The organism is Pseudomonas sp. GW821-FHT02H06 (assembly GCF_059421525.1).
This window is the reverse complement of the sequence record NZ_JBWKVD010000005.1, coordinates 83,325-103,105: the sequence shown is the minus strand read 5'-3', so window position 1 is coordinate 103,105 and position 19,781 is coordinate 83,325. Positions and strand designations below refer to the sequence as shown.

22 protein-coding genes are annotated in these 19,781 nt (G+C 63.2%); 21 read left to right on the top strand and 1 reads right to left on the bottom strand.

Features of this window, described 5'->3' with window-relative positions; translation table 11 throughout:
- Nucleotides 1-101: 101 nt before the first annotated feature.
- Nucleotides 102-479, top strand: coding sequence for a PAAR domain-containing protein (locus AC07VF_RS10610; RefSeq protein WP_192171179.1), 378 nt, complete (start codon nt 102-104; stop codon nt 477-479).
- Between the two features lie 3 nt (nt 480-482).
- On the opposite strand, the gene AC07VF_RS10605 is transcribed toward AC07VF_RS10610, so the two are convergent.
- The gene (locus AC07VF_RS10605; RefSeq protein WP_172610465.1) at nt 483-1,265 is read right to left on the bottom strand and encodes a ParA family protein; all 783 of its coding nucleotides are present in this window, start codon (nt 1,263-1,265) and stop codon (nt 483-485) included.
- A gap of 320 nt (nt 1,266-1,585) precedes the next feature.
- On the opposite strand from AC07VF_RS10605, the gene AC07VF_RS10600 reads away from it, so the two are divergent.
- Genes AC07VF_RS10600 through AC07VF_RS10505 form a run of 20 tightly spaced genes read left to right on the top strand, consistent with a single transcriptional unit; the run spans nt 1,586 to nt 19,687 of the window.
- Nucleotides 1,586-2,341, top strand: coding sequence for a beta-ketoacyl synthase chain length factor (locus AC07VF_RS10600; RefSeq protein WP_495008571.1), 756 nt, complete (start codon nt 1,586-1,588; stop codon nt 2,339-2,341).
- Nucleotides 2,317-3,129: a lysophospholipid acyltransferase family protein gene (locus tag AC07VF_RS10595; protein ID WP_423570954.1), complete on the top strand. Its 813-nt coding sequence runs from the start codon at nt 2,317-2,319 to the stop codon at nt 3,127-3,129. Before AC07VF_RS10600 ends, AC07VF_RS10595 begins: the two co-directional genes overlap by 25 nt.
- On the top strand, nt 3,104-3,364 hold the full coding sequence (locus AC07VF_RS10590; protein ID WP_192171183.1) for a phosphopantetheine-binding protein: 261 nt from the start codon (nt 3,104-3,106) through the stop codon (nt 3,362-3,364). Before AC07VF_RS10595 ends, AC07VF_RS10590 begins: the two co-directional genes overlap by 26 nt.
- Nucleotides 3,365-3,373: 9 nt before the next feature.
- Nucleotides 3,374-3,628, top strand: coding sequence for an acyl carrier protein (locus AC07VF_RS10585; RefSeq protein WP_192171184.1), 255 nt, complete (start codon nt 3,374-3,376; stop codon nt 3,626-3,628).
- Nucleotides 3,625-4,170 carry a COG4648 family protein gene (locus AC07VF_RS10580; protein ID WP_495008572.1) on the top strand — a complete coding sequence of 182 codons (546 nt, stop codon included), beginning with the start codon at nt 3,625-3,627 and terminating at the stop codon, nt 4,168-4,170. The genes AC07VF_RS10585 and AC07VF_RS10580 overlap by 4 nt, the downstream gene beginning before the upstream one ends.
- Nucleotides 4,167-5,846, top strand: a complete 1,680-nt coding sequence (locus tag AC07VF_RS10575) for an ApeI family dehydratase (RefSeq protein ID WP_495008573.1) — start codon at nt 4,167-4,169, stop codon at nt 5,844-5,846. Before AC07VF_RS10580 ends, AC07VF_RS10575 begins: the two co-directional genes overlap by 4 nt.
- A 29-nt stretch (nt 5,847-5,875) precedes the next feature.
- Complete coding sequence (locus AC07VF_RS10570; protein ID WP_192171187.1) at nt 5,876-6,610, top strand: glycosyltransferase family 2 protein; 735 nt, start codon at nt 5,876-5,878, stop codon at nt 6,608-6,610.
- Complete coding sequence (locus tag AC07VF_RS10565; protein ID WP_495008574.1) at nt 6,607-7,551, top strand: lysophospholipid acyltransferase family protein; 945 nt, start codon at nt 6,607-6,609, stop codon at nt 7,549-7,551. Before AC07VF_RS10570 ends, AC07VF_RS10565 begins: the two co-directional genes overlap by 4 nt.
- Nucleotides 7,532-9,076 (top strand): HAL/PAL/TAL family ammonia-lyase, encoded by a 1,545-nt coding sequence (locus tag AC07VF_RS10560; RefSeq protein ID WP_495008575.1) that lies wholly within the window; start codon nt 7,532-7,534, stop codon nt 9,074-9,076. Before AC07VF_RS10565 ends, AC07VF_RS10560 begins: the two co-directional genes overlap by 20 nt.
- Nucleotides 9,069-9,494, top strand: coding sequence for an acyl-CoA thioesterase (locus AC07VF_RS10555; protein WP_192171190.1), 426 nt, complete (start codon nt 9,069-9,071; stop codon nt 9,492-9,494). Before AC07VF_RS10560 ends, AC07VF_RS10555 begins: the two co-directional genes overlap by 8 nt.
- Nucleotides 9,491-10,093, top strand: coding sequence for an outer membrane lipoprotein carrier protein LolA (locus tag AC07VF_RS10550; RefSeq protein WP_192171191.1), 603 nt, complete (start codon nt 9,491-9,493; stop codon nt 10,091-10,093). Before AC07VF_RS10555 ends, AC07VF_RS10550 begins: the two co-directional genes overlap by 4 nt.
- Nucleotides 10,083-12,443, top strand: a complete 2,361-nt coding sequence (locus AC07VF_RS10545; protein WP_495008576.1) for an MMPL family transporter — start codon at nt 10,083-10,085, stop codon at nt 12,441-12,443. The genes AC07VF_RS10550 and AC07VF_RS10545 overlap by 11 nt, the downstream gene beginning before the upstream one ends.
- On the top strand, nt 12,440-13,615 hold the full coding sequence (locus tag AC07VF_RS10540; RefSeq protein WP_495008577.1) for a cation:proton antiporter: 1,176 nt from the start codon (nt 12,440-12,442) through the stop codon (nt 13,613-13,615). The genes AC07VF_RS10545 and AC07VF_RS10540 overlap by 4 nt, the downstream gene beginning before the upstream one ends.
- Nucleotides 13,602-14,849 (top strand): NAD(P)/FAD-dependent oxidoreductase, encoded by a 1,248-nt coding sequence (locus tag AC07VF_RS10535; protein ID WP_495008578.1) that lies wholly within the window; start codon nt 13,602-13,604, stop codon nt 14,847-14,849. Before AC07VF_RS10540 ends, AC07VF_RS10535 begins: the two co-directional genes overlap by 14 nt.
- Nucleotides 14,846-15,592: a class I SAM-dependent methyltransferase gene (locus AC07VF_RS10530; RefSeq protein WP_495008579.1), complete on the top strand. Its 747-nt coding sequence runs from the start codon at nt 14,846-14,848 to the stop codon at nt 15,590-15,592. The genes AC07VF_RS10535 and AC07VF_RS10530 overlap by 4 nt, the downstream gene beginning before the upstream one ends.
- A complete protein-coding gene (locus tag AC07VF_RS10525; protein WP_192171196.1) occupies nt 15,589-16,077 on the top strand; it encodes a hypothetical protein in 489 nt (162 codons plus the stop codon). Before AC07VF_RS10530 ends, AC07VF_RS10525 begins: the two co-directional genes overlap by 4 nt.
- A complete protein-coding gene (locus AC07VF_RS10520) occupies nt 16,074-17,270 on the top strand; it encodes a beta-ketoacyl-[acyl-carrier-protein] synthase family protein (RefSeq protein WP_495008580.1) in 1,197 nt (398 codons plus the stop codon). Before AC07VF_RS10525 ends, AC07VF_RS10520 begins: the two co-directional genes overlap by 4 nt.
- Complete coding sequence (locus tag AC07VF_RS10515) at nt 17,267-17,740, top strand: hotdog family protein (RefSeq protein WP_346626907.1); 474 nt, start codon at nt 17,267-17,269, stop codon at nt 17,738-17,740. The genes AC07VF_RS10520 and AC07VF_RS10515 overlap by 4 nt, the downstream gene beginning before the upstream one ends.
- Nucleotides 17,733-18,461, top strand: coding sequence for a 3-oxoacyl-ACP reductase FabG (gene fabG / locus AC07VF_RS10510; RefSeq protein ID WP_172610449.1), 729 nt, complete (start codon nt 17,733-17,735; stop codon nt 18,459-18,461). Before AC07VF_RS10515 ends, fabG begins: the two co-directional genes overlap by 8 nt.
- Nucleotides 18,461-19,687, top strand: a complete 1,227-nt coding sequence (locus tag AC07VF_RS10505) for a beta-ketoacyl-ACP synthase (protein ID WP_495008581.1) — start codon at nt 18,461-18,463, stop codon at nt 19,685-19,687. Before fabG ends, AC07VF_RS10505 begins: the two co-directional genes overlap by 1 nt.
- The last annotated feature ends 94 nt before the right edge of the window (nt 19,688-19,781 follow it).

Here is a 19,781-nt window from a genome sequence, read left to right as displayed (position 1 = left end):
CAGCGCTGTAGGCATGTTCTGAAAGCGCTCTTTTGCCCCGAATTCGTCGAATTCTGCGTCTAGGCTTCGCCACTCCTATCGGCACCCTGGAGTGGTTAGCAATGACATATGTGGTCAGAGAGGGCGATTCAACAACAACCGGCGGCGTGGTTTTGCGGGCCTCAGGCTCGCACACATGGGAGGACCGGCGCCTGGCGCGCATGGGCGATCCGGTCTGGTGCGAGCTGTGCGCGCAGATCGGCTTCATTGCCCAAGGCAATCCGACCTTCATCGACGAACTCGTGGCCGTGGCGACGCACGGCCAGGCAGTGCGCTGCGGCTGCGAGGAAGGCACCCATCGTTTGATCGCCAGCCAGACTCAGCTTCAGGCCGACATGGACGCGACCATCGACATTCCCAAGGACATGGCCGAAAAAGCGCGCAAACGAGCCAAGCAGATGACGCGAGCCCGTCGAGAGAGCCCCGAACCGCTCGCCTAGCAGCTACCGATTACCTGCACCCGTTTCCAGCAAGTGATGCAGCTCGACAAATTGCTGAGTCAGCTTATGCCGCGGCTCCAGATGGATCAGCGGCATATTGGCTTGATGAGATTCACGCATCTTGATCGAGCTGGTGAGGTAGACCGGCAGCACCGGCAGCCCTTCAGCGATGAGCTCATCAAGGATCTGCTGGGGCAGGCTCGCCCGCGCCTGGAACTGGTTGACGATAATGCCTTCCACCTCCAGATCCTCGTTGTGATCCTCCTTGAGCTCTTCGATTTCCTTGAGCAACCCGTACAGCGCCTGGCGGGAGAAACTGTCGCAGTCGAACGGAATCAGCACCCGATCCGCTGCGATCAATGCCGATACCGCGTAGAAATTCAGCGCCGGGGGCGTGTCCAGATAGATGCGATCGTAGTCTTCGCTCAGCTCATCCAGCAGTTTGCGAAGCTTGTTGATCTTGTGTTTGGCTTCCAGCTTGGGCTGCAGATCCGCCAGCTCCGCTGTGGCAGTCACGACATGAAGGTTGTCGAAGGGCGTTTCATAGATGTCGACCTGATTCTTCTTGGCGCCAGGCCCGGAAGACAAGGTTTGCTTAAAGAAATCGGCGATCCCCATGGGAATCTCGTCGCCGGTCAGACCGGTGAGGTACTGCGTCGAGTTGGCCTGGGCATCAAGATCGATCAACAGCGTCCGATAACCCTCATGAGCACTGACAGCCGCCAGATTGCAGGCGATGCTGGACTTGCCAACGCCGCCCTTCTGATTGAACACCACACGCCGCATGTAAGACTCCCTGTTGCTGTCTAGCCGTAAAGGATCGCCAGCGACCCGATGAATGGTCCCGAGTCTAGGCAATCGCGATGAGTAGGGCGAGTCTCTCGGAAAAATCTGACTGCAAAGGCGAAGCCTGCAACGCATACAGTCCTATTGATCCTACAAAACAGTGTCAGACGCCGCTGCCCTACCAGTAAGAATAATCGCCAGTAAACAAACCTTTTGTTTCAACGTTTGCCTCGGTGCCTGGGCATCGGGATAATGCCCGCCACTCGGTGATAGCGCCGCGCCATGGTTGGTGCCACTTCGGAGACTCGAAGCCCGGAAGTATGCCCGTGTCAGGGCAGGATAATTTTGTGATCAAGTTCAACATTGCACAGTGGCGCGCGTGGGCGCCGGGGCTGACGTCGGTCGAAGAGTGGCGCCAATGGAGCCACGAACCCGTGATCCCCGCCCTGACGGACGCAGCGCCGGACGTTTCATTTTTGCCGGCCATGCAGCGCCGCCGGTTGAGCCGTCTGGCCCGCATGGCCTTCGGCGTAGGCTGGCCGCTGGCGGAGGGTCTGGAGCGATTGCCGCTGGTGTTCGTGTCGCGCCACGGCGAAACGCCCCGGACCTTCGACATCCTCAGCGATCTGGCCAAAGACGAGCCGCTGTCGCCCACCCAGTTCAGCCTGTCCGTGCACAACGCCGTTATTGGCCTGTGGTCGATCCTGCGCGGCGAGACCAGCGAGATGACGGCCCTGGCCTGTGCGGGCGACGGGCTTGAACATGGCGTCATCGAGGCGGCCTCCCTGCTTGAAGAAGGTGCGCCGGCGGTATTGCTGGTGATCACCGAAGAGCAGCCGCCTGCCGCGTACGCGCCGTGGATCGACGATGTGCCGTTTCCCTATGCGCTCGGCCTGCTGCTGACGCCGGGGGATGAGTGGCAGCTTTCGCTGACGACCCGCGAATCGATCGAGACGGATTCCGAGCGCAGCCAATGGCCCCACGCGCTCAACCTTTTACGTGCGCTGTCGACACAACAGAGCGCTCTGCAACATCCCTGGAAAAATCGGCTATGGAATTGGCAACACAACCGCTGAGCAAAAGCCGCGACGCCTATTACTGGCGCCTGCTGGCCACGGCCCTGAGCTTTGCCCTGTTCGGTGTGGGCGGGCTGTGCCTGCGTGTGTTCGTCTTTCCCCTGCTGGCGCTGCTGCCCGGCGATACCTGCAGCCATCAACGCCGCGCCCGGCGGACCATCAGCCGCCTGTTCTGGGCATTTATCCGCATCATGAGCAACGCTGGGGTGCTGACCTACGAAATCCAGGGCGCCGAGCGTCTGGGCCGCCCGGGGCAGATGATCATTGCCAACCATCCGTCGCTGATCGACGTGGTGTTTCTCATCGGGCTGGTGCGTGACGCCAATTGCGTGGTCAAGCAGAGCCTGTGGCAAAACGTATTCACCCGAAGCCCGGTCAGGGCCACCGGCTACGTCAGCAACGACGGCAGCGCCGACATGCTGGAGCAAGCCGCGCATCTGCTGCGGACCGGGCAAACCCTGATCATCTTCCCTGAGGGCACGCGGACCCAGCCAGGCCATGCGCCCGCCTTCCATCGCGGCGCTGCGGCCATTGCCCTGCGTGGCGCCCACGTCATTACGCCGGTGACCATCCACGTGTCGCCGACCACGCTGACCAAGGCCGAGCCGTGGTACCGCATTCCCCTGCGCCGCCCGCATTTTCACCTGCGCGTGGGCAACGATATCGATCCAGCGGCATTCGCCGCGCTTGGCCCGGCCCCTGTGGCGTCGCGCAAGCTCAACGACTATCTGCATCAACACTTCACCAAGGAGCTCGCCACAGATGAGCGATCTGCACCAGGACATTAAACAGCTGATCATCGATGCCCTGGGCCTCGAAGACATCAGCACCCACGACATCGGCAACGACCAGACGCTGTTCGGTGAAGGCCTGGGACTGGATTCGGTCGACGCGCTGGAGTTGGGCCTGGCCATCCAGAAACGCTACGGCATCAAGATCGACGCCGACGCCAAAGACACTCGCAATCACTTCACCAGCGTCGACAGCCTCGCGGCATTCGTCAGCGCGCGCCAAGTGGCCTGAGGACAGAACATGCAATCCCGTGAAGACATCTTCGACACCCTGCGCTCGTCGATGGTTGAGCTGTTCGAGCTCGAACCCGAGCGCGTTACCCTCGAAGCCAACCTGTATCAGGACCTGGAAATCGACAGCATTGATGCCGTGGACCTGATCGACCACATCAAGCGCAAGACCGGCAAGAAAATCGCCGCCGAAGAATTCAAGTCGGTGCGCACCGTGGGCGATGTCGTCGACGCGGTCTATCGCCTGGTCCACAGCGCCGCATGAGTCGACTGATTGGCCTGGTCCTGCTGCTTGCAGGCGTGCTGTATCCGTTTGCCGTCTACTTCGGCATGGGCCACTTCGCCCCCTGGCAATTCGCACTGCTGCTCGGCGCGCTGTGGGCGGTGCGTGCGCTGACCAGCGAGCGACGTCCGGGCGGCGTGTCGATGGCGCTGACGGCGATGGGTTTTTGCCTGCTGCTCGGGCTGTTCAACAGCCCGCAATTGCTACGCTGGTACCCCGTGCTGATCAGCGGTTTCATGCTGACCCTATTCGGCCTGAGCCTGATGCGCGGCATGCCGCTGATCGAGCGACTGGCACGCCTGACGGAGCCTGACCTGCCGCCCGTTGTGGTTCGCTACACCCTCCAGGTCACCCGCGTCTGGTGCCTGTTTTTCCTGTTCAATGGCCTTGTCGCCGCCGCGCTGACCCTTTGGGCGCCGCTGAGCTGGTGGACGTTATACACAGGGCTCATCGCCTACGGTTTGATGGGTCTTCTGTTTGCGGGTGAATGGATCATTCGTCAGCGCGTCCGGGGTCGGGCATGAGCTGGATCGATCTCGAACACCTGTTGCTTAAAGCCCATCCGCAGCGCGCCGTTGCCCATGCTCCCGCGCTGAGCCATGCCGCCCTGCAGAAACGCGCGCTGTGCGTCGCCGCCGCATTGCAGCAGCGTGGCGTGACACGCCTGGCGGTCCATCTCGAAGATGCCGCTGAATTGGCCATCGCGCTGTTTGCGGCCTGGCGCGCCGGCGTGGCGGTGTTGCTGCCGTCCGATCTGCAGGCGCAGACGAGACAGCGCTGGGCCAGTCATGTCGACCTGTGGCTGACGGATCTGCCGGACGACACCCGCCTCGATCAACTGAACGCCGATCCGCTGCCCCCTGCCGCGCTCGATCTGGATCAGTGCAGCTTGAGCCTGTGCACGTCCGGCTCCAGCGGCGAGCCCAAGCTGATCGAGAAACGCCTGCGCCAGTTGGCCAACGAAGTCAGTGCACTCGAACGCTTGTGGGGCGCAGAACTGGGCGATGCCTGCATCATCGGCAGCGTGGCGGCGCAGCACATTTATGGCCTGCTGTTCCGGGTGTTGTGGCCGTTGTGCGCCGGACGCAGCTTTGTGCGCCAGCAACTGCCGTTTACCGAAGACTTGCAACGCGCCAGCCGCGAGCATGAATCCTTCGCCTGGGTGGCGAGCCCTGCACTGCTCAAACGCATGGGCGACAATCTCGACTGGCCCCACCTGAGCGTCGCGCGCCGGGTGTTCTCTTCCGGCGGTGCGCTGCCGGCCGACGCCGCAGCCAGCCTCCATCAGCGGCTCGGGCAGTGGCCGAGCGAGATACTCGGCAGCTCCGAAACCGGCGGCATCGCCTGGCGCCAGGGCGATCCGCTATGGCGCGCTTTCGACGACGTTACCTTGAGCCAGGATGCCGACGGCGCCCTGCGGATCGAGTCGCCATACCTGCCGAGCGGCCATGTCGAACAGACAGCCGACGCGGTGCGCTTTCTGGAAGACGGTCGTTTCGAGCTGCTGGGCCGACTGGACCGCATCGTCAAACTGGAAGAAAAGCGCATCTCCCTGCCGCTTCTGGAGCAAGCGCTCGCGACCCATGAGTGGGTCAGCGAAGCACGCCTCGGCGTGGTCCGGGAAAACCGCGCGTCGCTGGGCGCATTGGTGGTGTTGAGCGCCAGCGGCGTGCACGCGTTGCGCAATCAGGGTCGGCGCGCGCTGACCCAGGCGCTGCGTCAGCATCTGGTGCCGCACTGCGAGGCGCTGGCATTGCCGCGTCGCTGGCGGCTGCTGGGCCATCTGCCCCTCAACGCCCAAGGCAAGTTGCCACAAGCGCTGATTGAGACACTGCTGGTGTCGCCGCGCACTCAAGCCCCTGATCTGGTCGCTCAAGAGCAACACGACGACGAGTTGCGACTGGAGTTGATCGTCCCCTTGGACCTCGCCCATTTCCCCGGCCACTTCCCGGGCACGCCGATTTTACCCGGCGTGGTTCAGGTCGATTGGGCGATGAACCTGGCACAGCGTCTGATGGACCTGCCGCCGCGGTTTGCCGGCATGGAAGTGCTGAAGTTTCAACAACTGGTGCGCCCCGGCGATCGCATCAGCCTGACCCTGCGTTTCGACCCCGAGCGCAGCAAGCTGCATTTTGCCTATCGCAACGGCGAAGCGGCCTGCTCCAGCGGGCGGATTTTACTGGTGAACGCGGATGCATGAGCTCTGCACATTCAAGGAAGAGGTCGCTTATGCATAACCCCTGCGCCGTGATTCCGGTTTACAACCACGAACTCGCCGTACCGGCTGTCGTTCAGGAGTTGCTGCACGCCGGCCTGCCCTGCGTGCTGGTCGACGACGCCAGCAGCCCGGCCTGCGCCGCCGTGCTTGAATCCCTCGCCCAACAGGCCAATGTCTTTCTGGTGAAGCTACCGGTCAATCAAGGCAAGGGCGGCGCGGTCATGGCCGGCCTGCGCGAGGCGTCGAAATTGGGTTTCAGCCATGCCCTGCAAGTCGACGCCGACGGCCAGCACGATCTGAACGACATCGCGGTGTTTCTCGATCATTCCCGCGAGCACCCGACGTCGCTGATCTGCGGTTATCCGCAGTACGACGCCAGCGTGCCCAAAGGCCGCTTGTACGCGCGATACCTGACCCACGTCTGGGTCTGGATCAACAGCCTGTCGTTGCAGATTCCCGATTCCATGTGCGGCTTTCGGGTTTACCCGCTCAAACCGGTGCTGCACCTGATTGACACCGTGAATCTGGGCAAGCGCATGGACTTCGACCCGGAAATCCTCGTGCGCCTTTCGTGGCGCAATCAGCCGATGCGCTGGCTGCCGACCAAGGTTCACTACCCCCAGGACGGCCTCTCGCATTTTCGGCTGTTTCACGACAACGCCCTCATCTCGAAGATGCACGCCAAGCTGTTCTTCGGCATGCTCGGGCGCTTTCCGCTGATCCTCTGGCGGCGGTGGTTGCCATGAGTGACGCCGATCAAAAGCAGCACTGGGCGGCGCACGAAGAGCGCGGCAGCTTTCTGCTGATGAAGCTCACGGCCTGGGGCGTCAAAGTCCTGGGGAGACGGGTGCTCAGCCCGATCCTGCACGGCATCGTGCTGTACTTTTTCCTGTTCGGCCGCCGCGCTCGCCGCAGCGCCTGGCAGTACCAACGGCACTTGGCCGACTGGACCCAGCAACCGGAGCTGCGACCCACGCACTGGCGCGTGTTCGGGCAGTTCATGGCCTTCGCCGACGCCCTGCTCGACAAGCTGGACGTGTGGAACGGCAAGCTCGGTCTGGAGCAGATCGAAATCATCGACGACGCGCACTTGCGTGATCAGTTGCGCGGCGAGCGCGGGCAGATGCTGGTCGGCGCGCATTTGGGCAACCTTGAAGTCTGTCGGGCGCTGGCCGAGCTGGGCGAAAAAGTCACCATGAACGTGCTGGTGCACACCAAGCATGCCGAGCGTTTCAACCGCCTGCTGGGCGAGGCCGGCGCGACTAATCTGCGGCTGATTCAGGTCAGCGAACTGGACCCGGCGATCATGCTGCAGCTGAGTCAGCGCCTGGATCGCGGCGAATGGCTGGCCATCGCCGGCGACCGGGTTCCGCTGCACGGCGGGCGCAACGCGCGGGTCGATTTTCTCGGCCATCAGGCGGCGTTCCCCCAGGGCCCATGGCTGCTGGCCGGGTTGCTGAAATGCCCGATCAACCTGATTTTCTGCCTCAAGGGCGCGACCGGCTACCGGGTGATCCTCGAACCGTTCGCCACTGCCATCGAATGGCGGCGCAGCGATCGCCAGCAAGTGATCACCCAATGGACCCAACGCTACGCCGACCGGCTGGCGCACTACTGCGTGCAAGCGCCACAGCAGTGGTTCAACTTCTACCCGTTCTGGAAATCCGATGACGAACCAAGCACCTGAGCCCATTATTTTCGGCGAAGGCCACCTGCGTATCGAAGACGTGCTGGCCCTGGCCAACCGCCAGCGGCCGACGGCGTTACAGAACGACAGTGCCTACCGCCAGCGCATCGCCAAGGGCGCGCAGTTTCTTGATTCGCTGCTGGACAAGGAAGGCGTGATCTACGGCGTGACCACCGGCTACGGCGATTCGTGCGTGGTGGCGGTACCGCTGCAACACGTCGAAGCGCTGCCGCGTCATCTCTACACTTTCCATGGTTGCGGGCTCGGCAAGTTGCTCGATGCCCAGGCCACCCGCGCGGTGCTGGCCGCACGTCTGCGCTCGCTGTGTCACGGCGTGTCCGGCGTTCGGGTCGAATTGCTTGAGCGTCTTCAAGCCTTTCTCGACCACGACATCCTGCCGCTGATTCCGGAAGAAGGCTCGGTGGGCGCTAGTGGTGATCTGACGCCGCTCTCGTATGTCGCGGCGACACTGTCCGGCGAGCGCGAGGTGCTGTTCAACGGCGAGCGTCGGCAGTCCGCCGACGTGCATCGTCAACTCGGCTGGGATCCGCTGGTGCTGCGTCCGAAAGAAGCGCTGGCCTTAATGAACGGCACCGCGGTCATGACCGGCCTGGCGTGCCTGGCCTTCGCCCGCGCCGATTATCTGCTGCAACTGGCGACGCGCATTACCGCGATGAACGTCGTGGCGCTGCAAGGCAACCCCGAGCACTTCGACGAGCGTCTGTTTGCTGCAAAACCGCATCCGGGGCAGATGCAAGTGGCCGCCTGGCTGCGCAAGGATCTGGCCATCGACGCGCCGACCGCCCCGCTGCATCGCCTGCAAGACCGCTACTCCCTGCGCTGTGCCCCCCATGTGCTCGGCGTGCTGGCGGACAGCCTGAACTGGCTGCGCAGCTTCATCGAGATCGAGCTGAACAGCGCCAATGACAACCCGATCATCGACGCCGAAGCCGAACGCGTGCTCCACGGCGGCCACTTCTATGGCGGCCACATCGCCTTCGCCATGGACAGCCTGAAGAATCTCGTTGCCAACGTCGCCGACCTGCTGGACCGCCAGCTCGCGTTGCTGGTGGACGAGCGTTACAACCACGGCCTGCCGAGCAACCTGTCCGGCGCCCCGGCGGACCGCGCGATGATCAACCATGGCTTCAAGGCCGTGCAGATCGGCACCAGCGCCTGGACCGCCGAAGCGCTGAAAAACACCATGCCGGCCAGCGTGTTTTCCCGCTCCACCGAATGCCATAACCAGGACAAGGTGAGCATGGGCACCATCGCCGCCCGCGACGCCATTCGCGTGCTGGAGCTGACCGAGCAGGTCGCCGCCGCCACGCTGATCGCCGCCAATCAGGGCGTCTGGTTGCGCAGCCGCGATGCCGATGCGCGCCCGCTTCCACCGGCCCTTGCGGACATGCACGAACAACTGCGCGAGGACTTCCCGCCGGTGATCGAAGACCGCGCGCTGGAAGGCGAACTACGGTTGTGCCTGAAGCGCATCGCCGAACAACATTGGAGGCTGCATGCGTAGCAAAGGCGTGATCCACGAAGACACCGAAATCCTGGTGCCGTTTTTCGACGTCGACACCATGCACGTCGTCTGGCACGGGCACTACGTGAAGTACCTGGAAGTGGCGCGCTGCGCGCTCCTCGACAAGCTCGGCCACAACTACACGCACATGCTCGATTCGGGTTACGCCTGGCCGGTGATCGATCTGCAACTGCGCTATGTGCGCGGCGCGGTGTTCGGTCAGCGCATCAACGTGCGCGCCAGTCTCGTGGAGTGGGAGAACCGCTTGAAGATCGATTATCTGATCACCGACATCGCGACCGGCGAGCGCCTGACCCGCGCCAGCACCGTGCAAGTGGCCGTCGACGTGAACACCCGCGAAATGCAACTGGCCTGCCCCATGGTGTTTGTGGAAGCGGTCGAGAGGGCTTTGAAATGAGTGCCTTTAAAGGCCTCCTCAGCTTGATGCTGCTCACGCTGACCTCGCTGGCCCACGCCTTCGATCTGCAGCAACTGAGCGATCAACTGGCCAAACCTGCCGTCATTCATGGCGCCTTCGTGCAGGAAAAACACCTGCGCGCCCTGCCCCAGCCGCTGACCAGCAAGGGCGACTTCGTACTGGCGAAAGATTCAGGTCTGCTGTGGCTGCTCGATACGCCGCTCAAACAGGATTACCGCATCACCGCCGCCGGCATCGCCCGCCGCGATGCCGATGGCAGCTGGCAGATGCTGCCGGGCAAAAGCGCAGGCGCCGAGCAGAACCGGCTGTTTCTCGCCGTTTTACAAGGTGACAGCAGCGGCCTGCAGCGTGATTTCGACGTGCAGTTGAGCGGCGACGCCCAGGCCTGGCAACTGACCCTGGTGCCGCGCTCGATGTTGCTGAAACAGGTGTTCAACCAGATCAACATCAATGGCGGCGCACTGGTGCAACGTATCGAGCTGCTTGAAACCCAGGGCGACAGCACGCTGCTGAAGATGATCGACAGCTCCAGCGCCCAACCGCTGAGCGATTCGGAGCGCGCTGACTTTGCCGATTGAACGCCTGCTGCCGCGCCTTTTCCTGATTGCCTTGCTGGCCGTGCTGGCACTCGCCGGCTGGCAATGGCGTCACGGCGCGCCGCTGTCGGCCAACCTCATGGAACTGGTCCCCGGCAGCACGCCGGATGCCTTGGAGCTGCGCGCCGAACAACGCATTCAGGAGCCGATGAACCGCGAGATGCTGGTGCTGGTGGGTCACGCCGATGCCGAAAAGGCCGTCGAGCTGGCGCGGCAACTGAGCGAGAAATGGCAGGCCAGCGGGCTCTTCGAAAAGGTCCAGTGGAACGTTCAGGCCGATCTTCCGGCGCTGCGTGAACAACTGCTGCGCGGTCGTCTGGCGATGCTGCCGCCCAAGGACCGCTCCGAGCTCATCGAGCATCCCGAAGCTTTTATTCAACAGCGCGTGCAAAGCCTGTTCGATCCGTTTGGCGGTTTCAGTCTGGTGCCCAGCCAGGAAGACTGGCTCGGGCTGACAGGGCGCATTCAGAACGGGCAGCCGATGCACGGCTCGGTGCAACTGGACATCGGCAGCGGCGCGCTGATCGCCAAAGCCGATGGCAAAAGCTGGGTCCTGCTCCGCGCCCGCACCCGCGCCGATGCGTTCGACATGCGCTTGCCGCTGCATGTCTCCGCGCTGATGGACGAAGCGCGCCAACAGGCGAGCGCCAGCGATGCACAATTGCTGGCGGCCAGCGGCCTGTTGTACGCCGCCCACGGCCAGCAACAGGCCACGCGGGAAATCACCTGGGTCGGCGGCGGCGCCACGCTGGGCATCCTGTTGTTGTTGCTGCTGGCGTTCAAACGCTGGCGTGTGTTGCTGGCGTTCATTCCGGTGATGGTCGGCATGCTGTTCGGCGCCACGGCCTGCGTCGCGCTGTTTGGCAAGATGCACGTCATGACGCTGGTGCTGGGCTCAAGCCTGATCGGCGTGGCGGTGGACTATCCGCTTCACTACCTCTCCAAAAGCTGGAGCCTGAAACCCTGGCGCAGCTGGCCGGCGTTGCGTCTGACGCTGTCGGGCCTGAGCCTGAGCCTGGCGACCAGTTGCATCGGCTATCTGGCCCTGGCCTGGACGCCTTTCCCGGCCCTGACCCAGATCGCCGTGTTCTCGGCGGCCGGTCTGGTGGGCGCCTATCTGACAGCGGTGTGCCTGCTGCCGGCGCTGCTCAACGGTGTCGAGTTGCGGCCTGCGCAATGGCCGCTGAAGATCGCTGAAGCCTTGATGAACGCACGCGACAAACTGCTCACTCGAGTGGGCACGCCGGTGCTGTTGGGGGCGTTGCTCATTTTTTGCGCAGCCGGCCTGCTGCAATTGACCACCAAGAATGACATCCGCCAATGGATCGCCGCGCCGCAAAGCCTGACCGACGAAGCGCGCTCCGTGGCGCGCATCACCGGCTACCAACCCACCAGCCAGTTCTTCCTGGTGCGCGGCGCCGATCAGCAACAATTACTGGAGCGTCAGACCGCGCTGAGTCAGCGACTTGATCAACTGGTCACCCAGGGCAAACTGCAGGGTTATCTGTCCCTCAACCAATTGGTGGCGACGCCCGCCGAACAACAGGCTGCGCGCGCCGCCCTCGACACGCTGCCTGCGCACTGGCAGCCGCTGCTCGCACTGGGTATGCCACCGGAGGTGCTTGATAATGAATTGGCGAACCTGCGCACCCTTCCCGTCCAAGGCATTGACGATGTACTGGCCGGACCTTTGGGCGAACCCTGGCGCCTGCTATGGCTGGGCAGCAACGATCAAGGCGTGGCCGGAATCGTCAGCCTGCAGGGCCTGAACGATGCGGCGCTGCTCCGCGTGCAGGCGCAGGACCTTCCGGGCGTCCAGTTGGTGGACCGCCTTGGCGACCTGAACAAGGTGTTCGCCGCCACCCAGATCAGCGCCGCGGAACTCAAGCTGGCGTCATGCGTGCTGATCGTTCTGCTGTTGATTTTGCCATTCGGTCTGCGCGGGGCACTGAGGGTGATCGCCCTTCCACTGCTCGCGGCCGTGTGCAGTCTGGCAAGCCTCGGTTGGCTGGGTCAGCCGCTGACGCTGTTCAGCCTGTTCGGTCTGCTGCTGGTCACTGCGATCAGCGTCGATTACGCGATCCTCATGCGCGAGCAGATTGGCGGCGCGGCCGTGAGCCTGCTGGGCACGCTGTTGGCTGCAGCGACCACGTGGCTGTCATTCGGTCTACTCGCAATTTCCAGCACCCCGGCGGTGAGCAATTTCGGGTTGTCGGTGAGCCTCGGTCTGGCCTTCAGCTTCATTCTGGCGCCTTGGGCAGGGCGTCAGCATGAGAATGCGGCGCGTCAGGATGAGAGCGCCGCGAACAACCAGCACGAGAAACGCTCGTGATAATCGTCGCGTTCTGGGCGATGGTGCTCGGGCTGTTTGCGCTGGCCAGCCGGCTCGGCGCCCGACTGAACCTGATCCCCATCGTCAGCCAGCTGCTGCTGGCGACGTTTGCCATCCCGCTGCTGATGCTGTTCCTCGTCGAACCGCAGTGGCAGCTCACCGGCGCGCAACTGGTCGCGCCGGTCTGGCTGAAAACCCTGTACGGCGTGAGTTTCGCGGTCGTGCTCGGGCATATCCTCAGCGACGTGATCGATGTGCGTCTCGACCCGCAGAGCCTGAAAGTCGCGCTGCCCAGCTTCTGTGTACCCTTTCTCTGCGGCATAGCCTGCGCCGTGTGGCTTCTACCGGCGTCGAGCTGGCTGAGCAGCCTGGCGTTGGGGTTGGTGTTCGCCATCACTGCCATCCCGGTGCTCTATCTCTATCTCAACCACATCGGCTACCCGCTGCACGCCACGCGACGTCTGGTGCAGACGGCGATCCTGATCGATCTGGCCTGCTGGGGGCTGTTCGGGCTGGCCCAGGGCAGCCTGCACCTGACCAGTCTGATTATCCCGCTGCTGCTCGCCGGCGTGCCGCTGCTGTTACGGCTGCTGCGGGTTCGCCAGCCACAGGTTTACGGGGCTGTTTTCTTTCTGCTGCTGATGGTCGCCGAGCACTACCGCCTCAACGCGCTCATCGTCGGCATCGGCTATCTGCTGTGCATGAACGCGCTCAAGCAACCCTTTGCGCTGCCGCTGAAAGCCGCCTGGTTCAAGGCGCTGCAGCACTACGTGGCGATCCCGCTGATCCTCACGTTCGGCATCGTCCAGATCAATATTCACAGCGCCATCGGCGAACTGGGCTGGCTGACTCTGCTGGGGCTGCTCGTGCTGCCGATCGCCAGCAAACTGCTGGGCAACTGGATCGGCGTGCGCTGGGCGGCGCCGTCGTTTGCAGGTGCCGTGCGCTGGAAAGAAGCCCTGCTGCTTAACATCCGTGGCCTCAGCGAAATCGTCTTTCTCAACCTGCTGTTGCAACAGGGGCTGATCAGCACGTCGCTGTATTTCGCGCTGATGCTCATGAGCCTGATCGCCACCCTGTTGCCTGCCCTCCTGGGCATGAACCGCCCTCTTGATTTGCATGACGTCGATGTCGTCGAACACTCGAAAAGGAAACCTTGTGCCAATAGCTGAAATGGAATGTCGTCAGATCGTCGTGATCGGCGCCGGTCCAGCCGGAGCCATCGCTGCTGCGTTGCTCAAACGTCAGGGCCACGATGTGCTGATCATCGAGCGCCAGGAATTCCCGCGCTTCTCCATCGGCGAGAGCCTGCTGTCCCATTGCCTGGATTTCGTCGAAGAAGCGGGCATGCTGGAAGCGGTCAATGCCGCCGGGTTCCAGATGAAAAACGGCGCGGCCTTCGCCTGCGGTGAGCAGTACAGCGCCTTCGACTTCGGCGACACTTTCAGTGACGGTAAGCCCACGACCTTCCAGGTCCAGCGCGCCGACTTCGACAAACTGCTGGCCGACGAAGCCGAGCGCCAGGGCGTTGAAGTTCGCTACCGGGAAACCATCACCGCCGCAGACTTCTCCGGCGATCAGCCGATCCTCGACGTGCAGCGCGAAGACGGTACGGCCTACCGCGTGCAAGCGACGTTCGTGCTCGACGCCAGCGGTTATGGCCGCGTGCTGCCACGCTTGCTGGACTTGGAAGCACCCTCGAACTTCCCTCTGCGTCAGGCGGTGTTCACCCACGTCGAAGACCGCATCGACGACCCACGCTTTGATCGCGAAAAGATTCTGGTGACGGTTCACCCAACCTTGAAGGACGTGTGGTTCTGGTCGATCCCGTTCAGCAACGGTCGTTGTTCGGTCGGCGTCGTGGCGTCTGCCGAGCGTTTCGCGGGCAAGCCCGATGACCTCGACGCCTGCCTGCGCGCGTTCATCGACGAGACCCCGAGCTTGAGCCGCGTGTTGCAAAACGCTGTCTGGGACACCCCGGCGCGCAGCATCGGCGGGTATTCGGCCAACGTCAAAACCCTGCACGGCGAAGGCTTTGCCTTGCTCGGCAACGCGGCGGAATTCCTCGACCCGGTGTTTTCGTCTGGCGTCACCATCGCCATGCGCTCGGCGAGCATGGCGGCCGGTGTTTTGCATCGTCAGCTGCAAGGCGAAAGCGTTGACTGGGAAAGCGAGTTCGCCGCGCCGCTGAAACGCGGTGTGGACACCTTCCGCGCCTACGTCGAAGGCTGGTACGAGGGCAGTTTTCAGGATGTGATTTTCTATCCGGACAGCCGCCCCGACATACGCCGCATGATCAGCTCGATCCTGGCCGGTTACGCGTGGGACGAGCGCAACCCGTTCGTCGCCGAGCCCAAGCGGCGCCTGCGCATGCTCGCCGAAATCTGTGCGAGCCCTCGCCCATGAGCGGCCAGTATTTCAGCGACAGTTACGTTGAAGAAACGCGCCTGGGCTTTCTGTTTCTGCGCAGTCACACGTGGCAGCACCGCGTTTTGCGAGTGGCCATCGACGACCTGCGCAGCCTGTTCAGTGAGCCCCTGCCAGAGAACCCGGTGGTGCTGGACGCCGGCTGCGGGCAGGGCAAGTCGTTTCAGTACCTGCATAGCGCGTTCAATCCGGCGAAGATTTTCGGCATCGACGCCGACCCCCTCAGCCTGCAACTCAGCGCTGAAGAAGCCAAGCGTCGCGGTTTGAACGTTGAGCTGATCGGCAGTGATTGCGCAGCCTTGCCACTGGCGGACGCGAGTGTCGACATGGTCTTCTGCCATCAGACGTTCCATCATCTGGTCGAGCAGGAAAAATCCCTCGCCGAGTTCTATCGGGTGCTCAAGCCCGGCGGTTACCTGCTGTTCGCCGAGTCCACCGAGGCCTACATCGACACGTGGGTGATTCGCTGGCTCTTCCGTCATCCGATGCACGTCCAGAAAAGCGCCGCGCAATACCTGGACATGCTGGGCAATGAAGGTTTTCATTTCACTGCGCACAACGTTTCTTACCCCTATCTCTGGTGGAGCCGAGCCAAAGACTTCGGTCTGCTGGAACGTTTGAAACTGGTCAAACCCAAGGCCTTTGGGGAACGTGAAGAGACGCTGATCAATGTCGTCGCACGCAAACCTCTCTCGGCCACCCTAGAAGGTAAAGCCTTATGATTCGCGCCTTTCTGTTGCTCTGCGTCCTGTTGGTGAGTGGCTGCGCCAGCCACGCGCCGCTGCCTGCGCAAACGCCCCACATCAAATTCCCCGTGCAGCTGCACGTGCAGCGCGAACAGGCGGGTCAGCGCCAGGACTGGGTGATGGTGATCCAGAAGGAACGCCACGGCCTGCGGTTCTCGTTGATGGACCCCCTCGGTATTCCGGTGGCGCGCCAGCAGCTTCGCGAAGATCGCTGGAAGGCCGATGGTCTGCTGCCGCCCAATCCTGAAGCGCGCGAGTTGTTCGCGGCCGTGCTGTTTGCCCTGACGTCACTGAAAGAAGTGCGCTTTGAATACCCTGGCGTCGAGCTGCGTCCCTATGGCCGCAGTCTGGATGATCGCTGGATCGTCGATTACGCCTCCGAGGGCTTCTTCAAGATCAGCATGGAAAGCGGCGAACTGAAATACGTCGTCAGCCCGCTCGAAGGCAAGGCGAGTCAATGACGGCATACCTCAGTGCCCTGGGGCTGATCTGCGCACTGGGCGACGACCGCCAGAGCGTGGCCCGGACGCTGTTCGCCGGGGACGCCTCATGCATGCGCACGGAAAGCGGCTGGATACCTGATCGCTCGCTGCCCGTGGCCGGCGTGAAAAGCCTGTTGCCGACAATCCCAGCGGCGCTCGGCCAGCAAAGCAGCCGCAACAACCAGCTGTTGCTTGCCGCCGCCCTCCAGATCGAGCCTGACATTCAGCAGGCGATCACCCGCTATGGTCGTGGCCGCATCGGCGTGATTCTGGGCACCAGCACGTCGGGCATCGACGAAGCGAGCCGCGGGATCGCGAGTTACCTGGCCGATCAGACTTTTCCGGACAGCTACGACTATCGCCAGCAGGAACTCAGCGCTCCGGCCAACTTCCTCGCGGCGTGGCTGGACCTCAGCGGCCCGGCCTACGTGATTTCCACCGCCTGCACCTCCAGCGCCCGCGCGCTGCTCAGCGCGCGTCGGCTGCTCGACATGAACCTGTGCGACGCGGTGTTGTGCGGCGGCGTCGACAGCCTGTGCAAGCTGACCATCAACGGCTTCTCGTCCCTTGAAGCGGTATCGAACGAGCGCTGCAACCCGTTCTCGCGCAATCGCAACGGCATCAATATCGGCGAAGCGGCCGTGCTGTTTCTGATGACGCGCGAGCCAGCAGACGACCATCGCATCGCCTTGCTGGGCGCCGGTGCCAGTTCGGATGCCCACCACATTTCCGCTCCCGAACCCACCGGGCGCGGCGCGCAAGAAGCCATGAGCAAGGCGCTGACGAGCGCCAGACTGACCGCCAGCGACATCGCCTACGTGAACCTGCACGGCACCGCGACCCAGCACAACGACGCAATGGAAAGTCTGGCGGTCAGCGCCATATTCCCCCACGGCGTAGCGTGCTCGTCGACCAAACCCATGAGCGGCCACACCCTTGGCGCCGCCGGGGCACTGGAAGCCGCGTTCTGCTGGCTGGCGCTGGCCCCTGAAAATAACGAGGATCAGCTGCCGCCTCATGTGTGGGATGGCGAAGCCGATACAAGCCTGCCCGCGCTGAACTGGGTCAAGGCAAACGACACCCTGCTGCGTGATTCACCACGCCGGATGATGAGCAATTCCTTTGCCTTCGGTGGCAACAACGTCAGCCTGATCATCGGGGAGCACCCATGACCGCCGCCCCTTCATGCCCGTGGCCGCCGGCTGATTTACTGCCCCACGCCGGCGACATGGTGCTCATCGACGAAGTGCTGTCGTTCGACGAAGAGCAGATTCACACCCGCGTCATCGTTCGACCCGGCGGGCTGTTCAATCGCCCCGACGGCAGCCTGCCGGCCTGGGTCGGCGTCGAGCTGATGGCCCAAAGCGTTGCGGCGTTTGCCGGCTGTCAGGCACGGGTGAAGGGTGACCCGGTCGAGCTGGGTTTCCTGCTGGGCACGCGCAAATTCGAATGCAATGTCGAGCACTTCCCGGTCGGCAGCGAGCTGATCATTCATGCGCGGCGGTCGTTGCAGGATGACAGCGGTATGGGCGTGTTCGAGTGTTCTCTGAGCGGTGCCGGCATTCAGGTCAGCGCCCGACTCAATGTTTATTGCCCGCCGCAATCGGCGAGCTACCTGGCCGAAGGAGCCGTAAATGACTGACTCAATTCTGGTCACAGGCTCAAGCCGCGGTATCGGGCGCGCCATTGCGCTGCGCCTGGCCCAGGCCGGCTACGACATCGTGCTGCATTGCCGCAGTGGCCGCGCTGAAGCCGACGCTGTACAGCGTGAAGTCGAGGCGCTCGGGCGTCAGGCGCGCGTGCTGCAATTCGACGTCGCCGACCGTGCTGCGTGCAAGGTCATCCTTGAAGCCGACGTCGAAACCCATGGTGCCTATTACGGCGTGGTCTGCAACGCCGGCCTGACCCGTGACGGCGCTTTTCCGGCGCTCACCGATGACGACTGGGACATGGTCATCCGCACCAATCTCGACGGTTTCTACAACGTGCTGCATCCGGTGATGATGCCGATGATCCGCCGCCGTGCTGCCGGGCGCATCGTCTGCATCACGTCCGTGTCCGGGCTGATCGGCAATCGTGGCCAGGTCAACTACAGCGCATCGAAAGCGGGCGTCATCGGCGCGGCCAAGGCGCTGGCAATAGAACTGGGCAAACGCAAGATCACCGTCAACTGCGTCGCGCCCGGGCTGATCGACACGGCCATGCTCGACGAAAACGTGCCGGTCGATGAACTGATGAAGATGATTCCCGCGCAACGCATGGGCACGCCGGAAGAAGTCGCCGGCGCCGTGAATTTCCTGATGTCGGCGGAAGCTTCCTACATCACGCGCCAGGTGCTGGCCGTCAATGGAGGCCTGTGCTGATGAAACGCGTTGTCGTCACCGGCATGGCCGGTATTACGTCACTGGGCAGCGACTGGGCCAGTATCGAGGCCAATTTCAGCGGCAATCGCAGCGGCATCCGGCGCATGGACGAATGGGATCGCTTCACCGAGCTCAACACCCGTCTGGCCGGCCCGATAGATGATTTCGCGGTGCCGTCGTACTGGACGCGCAAGCAGCTGCGCAGCATGGGCCGGGTGTCGCGATTGGCGGTCGGCGCCGCAGAACAGGCGCTGCGTGACGCCGGCTTGCTGGGCGACCCGATCATTCGCGACGGGCGCATGGGCGTGGCCTGCGGTTCGTCCACCGGCAGCACCGACGAGATCAAGGCCTTCGGCAACATGCTGCTGAATTCCGTCGCCGAAGGCCTCAATGCCAACTCGTACGTGCGCATGATGCCGCACACCACGGCGGCGAATATCAGCATCTTCTTCAACCTCACCGGCCGCCTGATCCCGACCTCCAGCGCCTGCACCAGCGGCAGCCAGGGCGTGGGCTATGCCTATGAAGCGATCAAGTTCGGGCGTCTGCCGTTGATGCTGGCCGGTGGCGCCGAAGAGTTGTGCCCCACCGAAGCCATGGTGTTCGACGCGCTGTACGCGACCAGCCTGAAGAACGATGCGCCCCACACCAGCCCGCGTCCCTACGACAATGGGCGTGACGGCCTGGTGATCGGCGAAGGCGGCGGCATGCTGGTGCTCGAGGAGCTGGAACACGCGCTGGCGCGTGGGGCGAAGATTCACGCCGAGGTGGTCGGCTTCGGCAGCAATGCCGACGGCGTCCACACCACTCGCCCTGAACGAGTGACCATGCGTCGTGCCATGGAACTGGCGCTGGAAGACGCGGGCCTGCCGCCCGAGGCCATCGGTTACGTCAACGGCCACGGCACGGCGACGGAACAGGGCGACATCGCCGAGACGCTTGCCACGCAAAGCCTGTTCGGCTCGCGCATGCCGATCAGTTCGCAGAAGAGCTTTTTGGGACACACCCTCGGCGCCTGCGGTGCGCTGGAATCCTGGTTCAGCATCGAGATGATGAACCGCGACCGCTACATCCACACGCTCAACCTCGACGAGGTCGACAGTCGCTGCGGCGAACTGGACTACCTGCGCGGCGAGCCCCGCCACATGAGTCACGAGTTTGTGATGAACAACAATTTTGCGTTCGGCGGGGTCAACACGTCGCTGATCTTCCGGCGTTGGTCTTGACCCCGTAATTCGTTCAACCCGCCGGCGCAACGGAAGACGCTCCCGGCGGGGCACATCACTGATCTTCTACACCCGTTAACCACCTCAAGGAGCG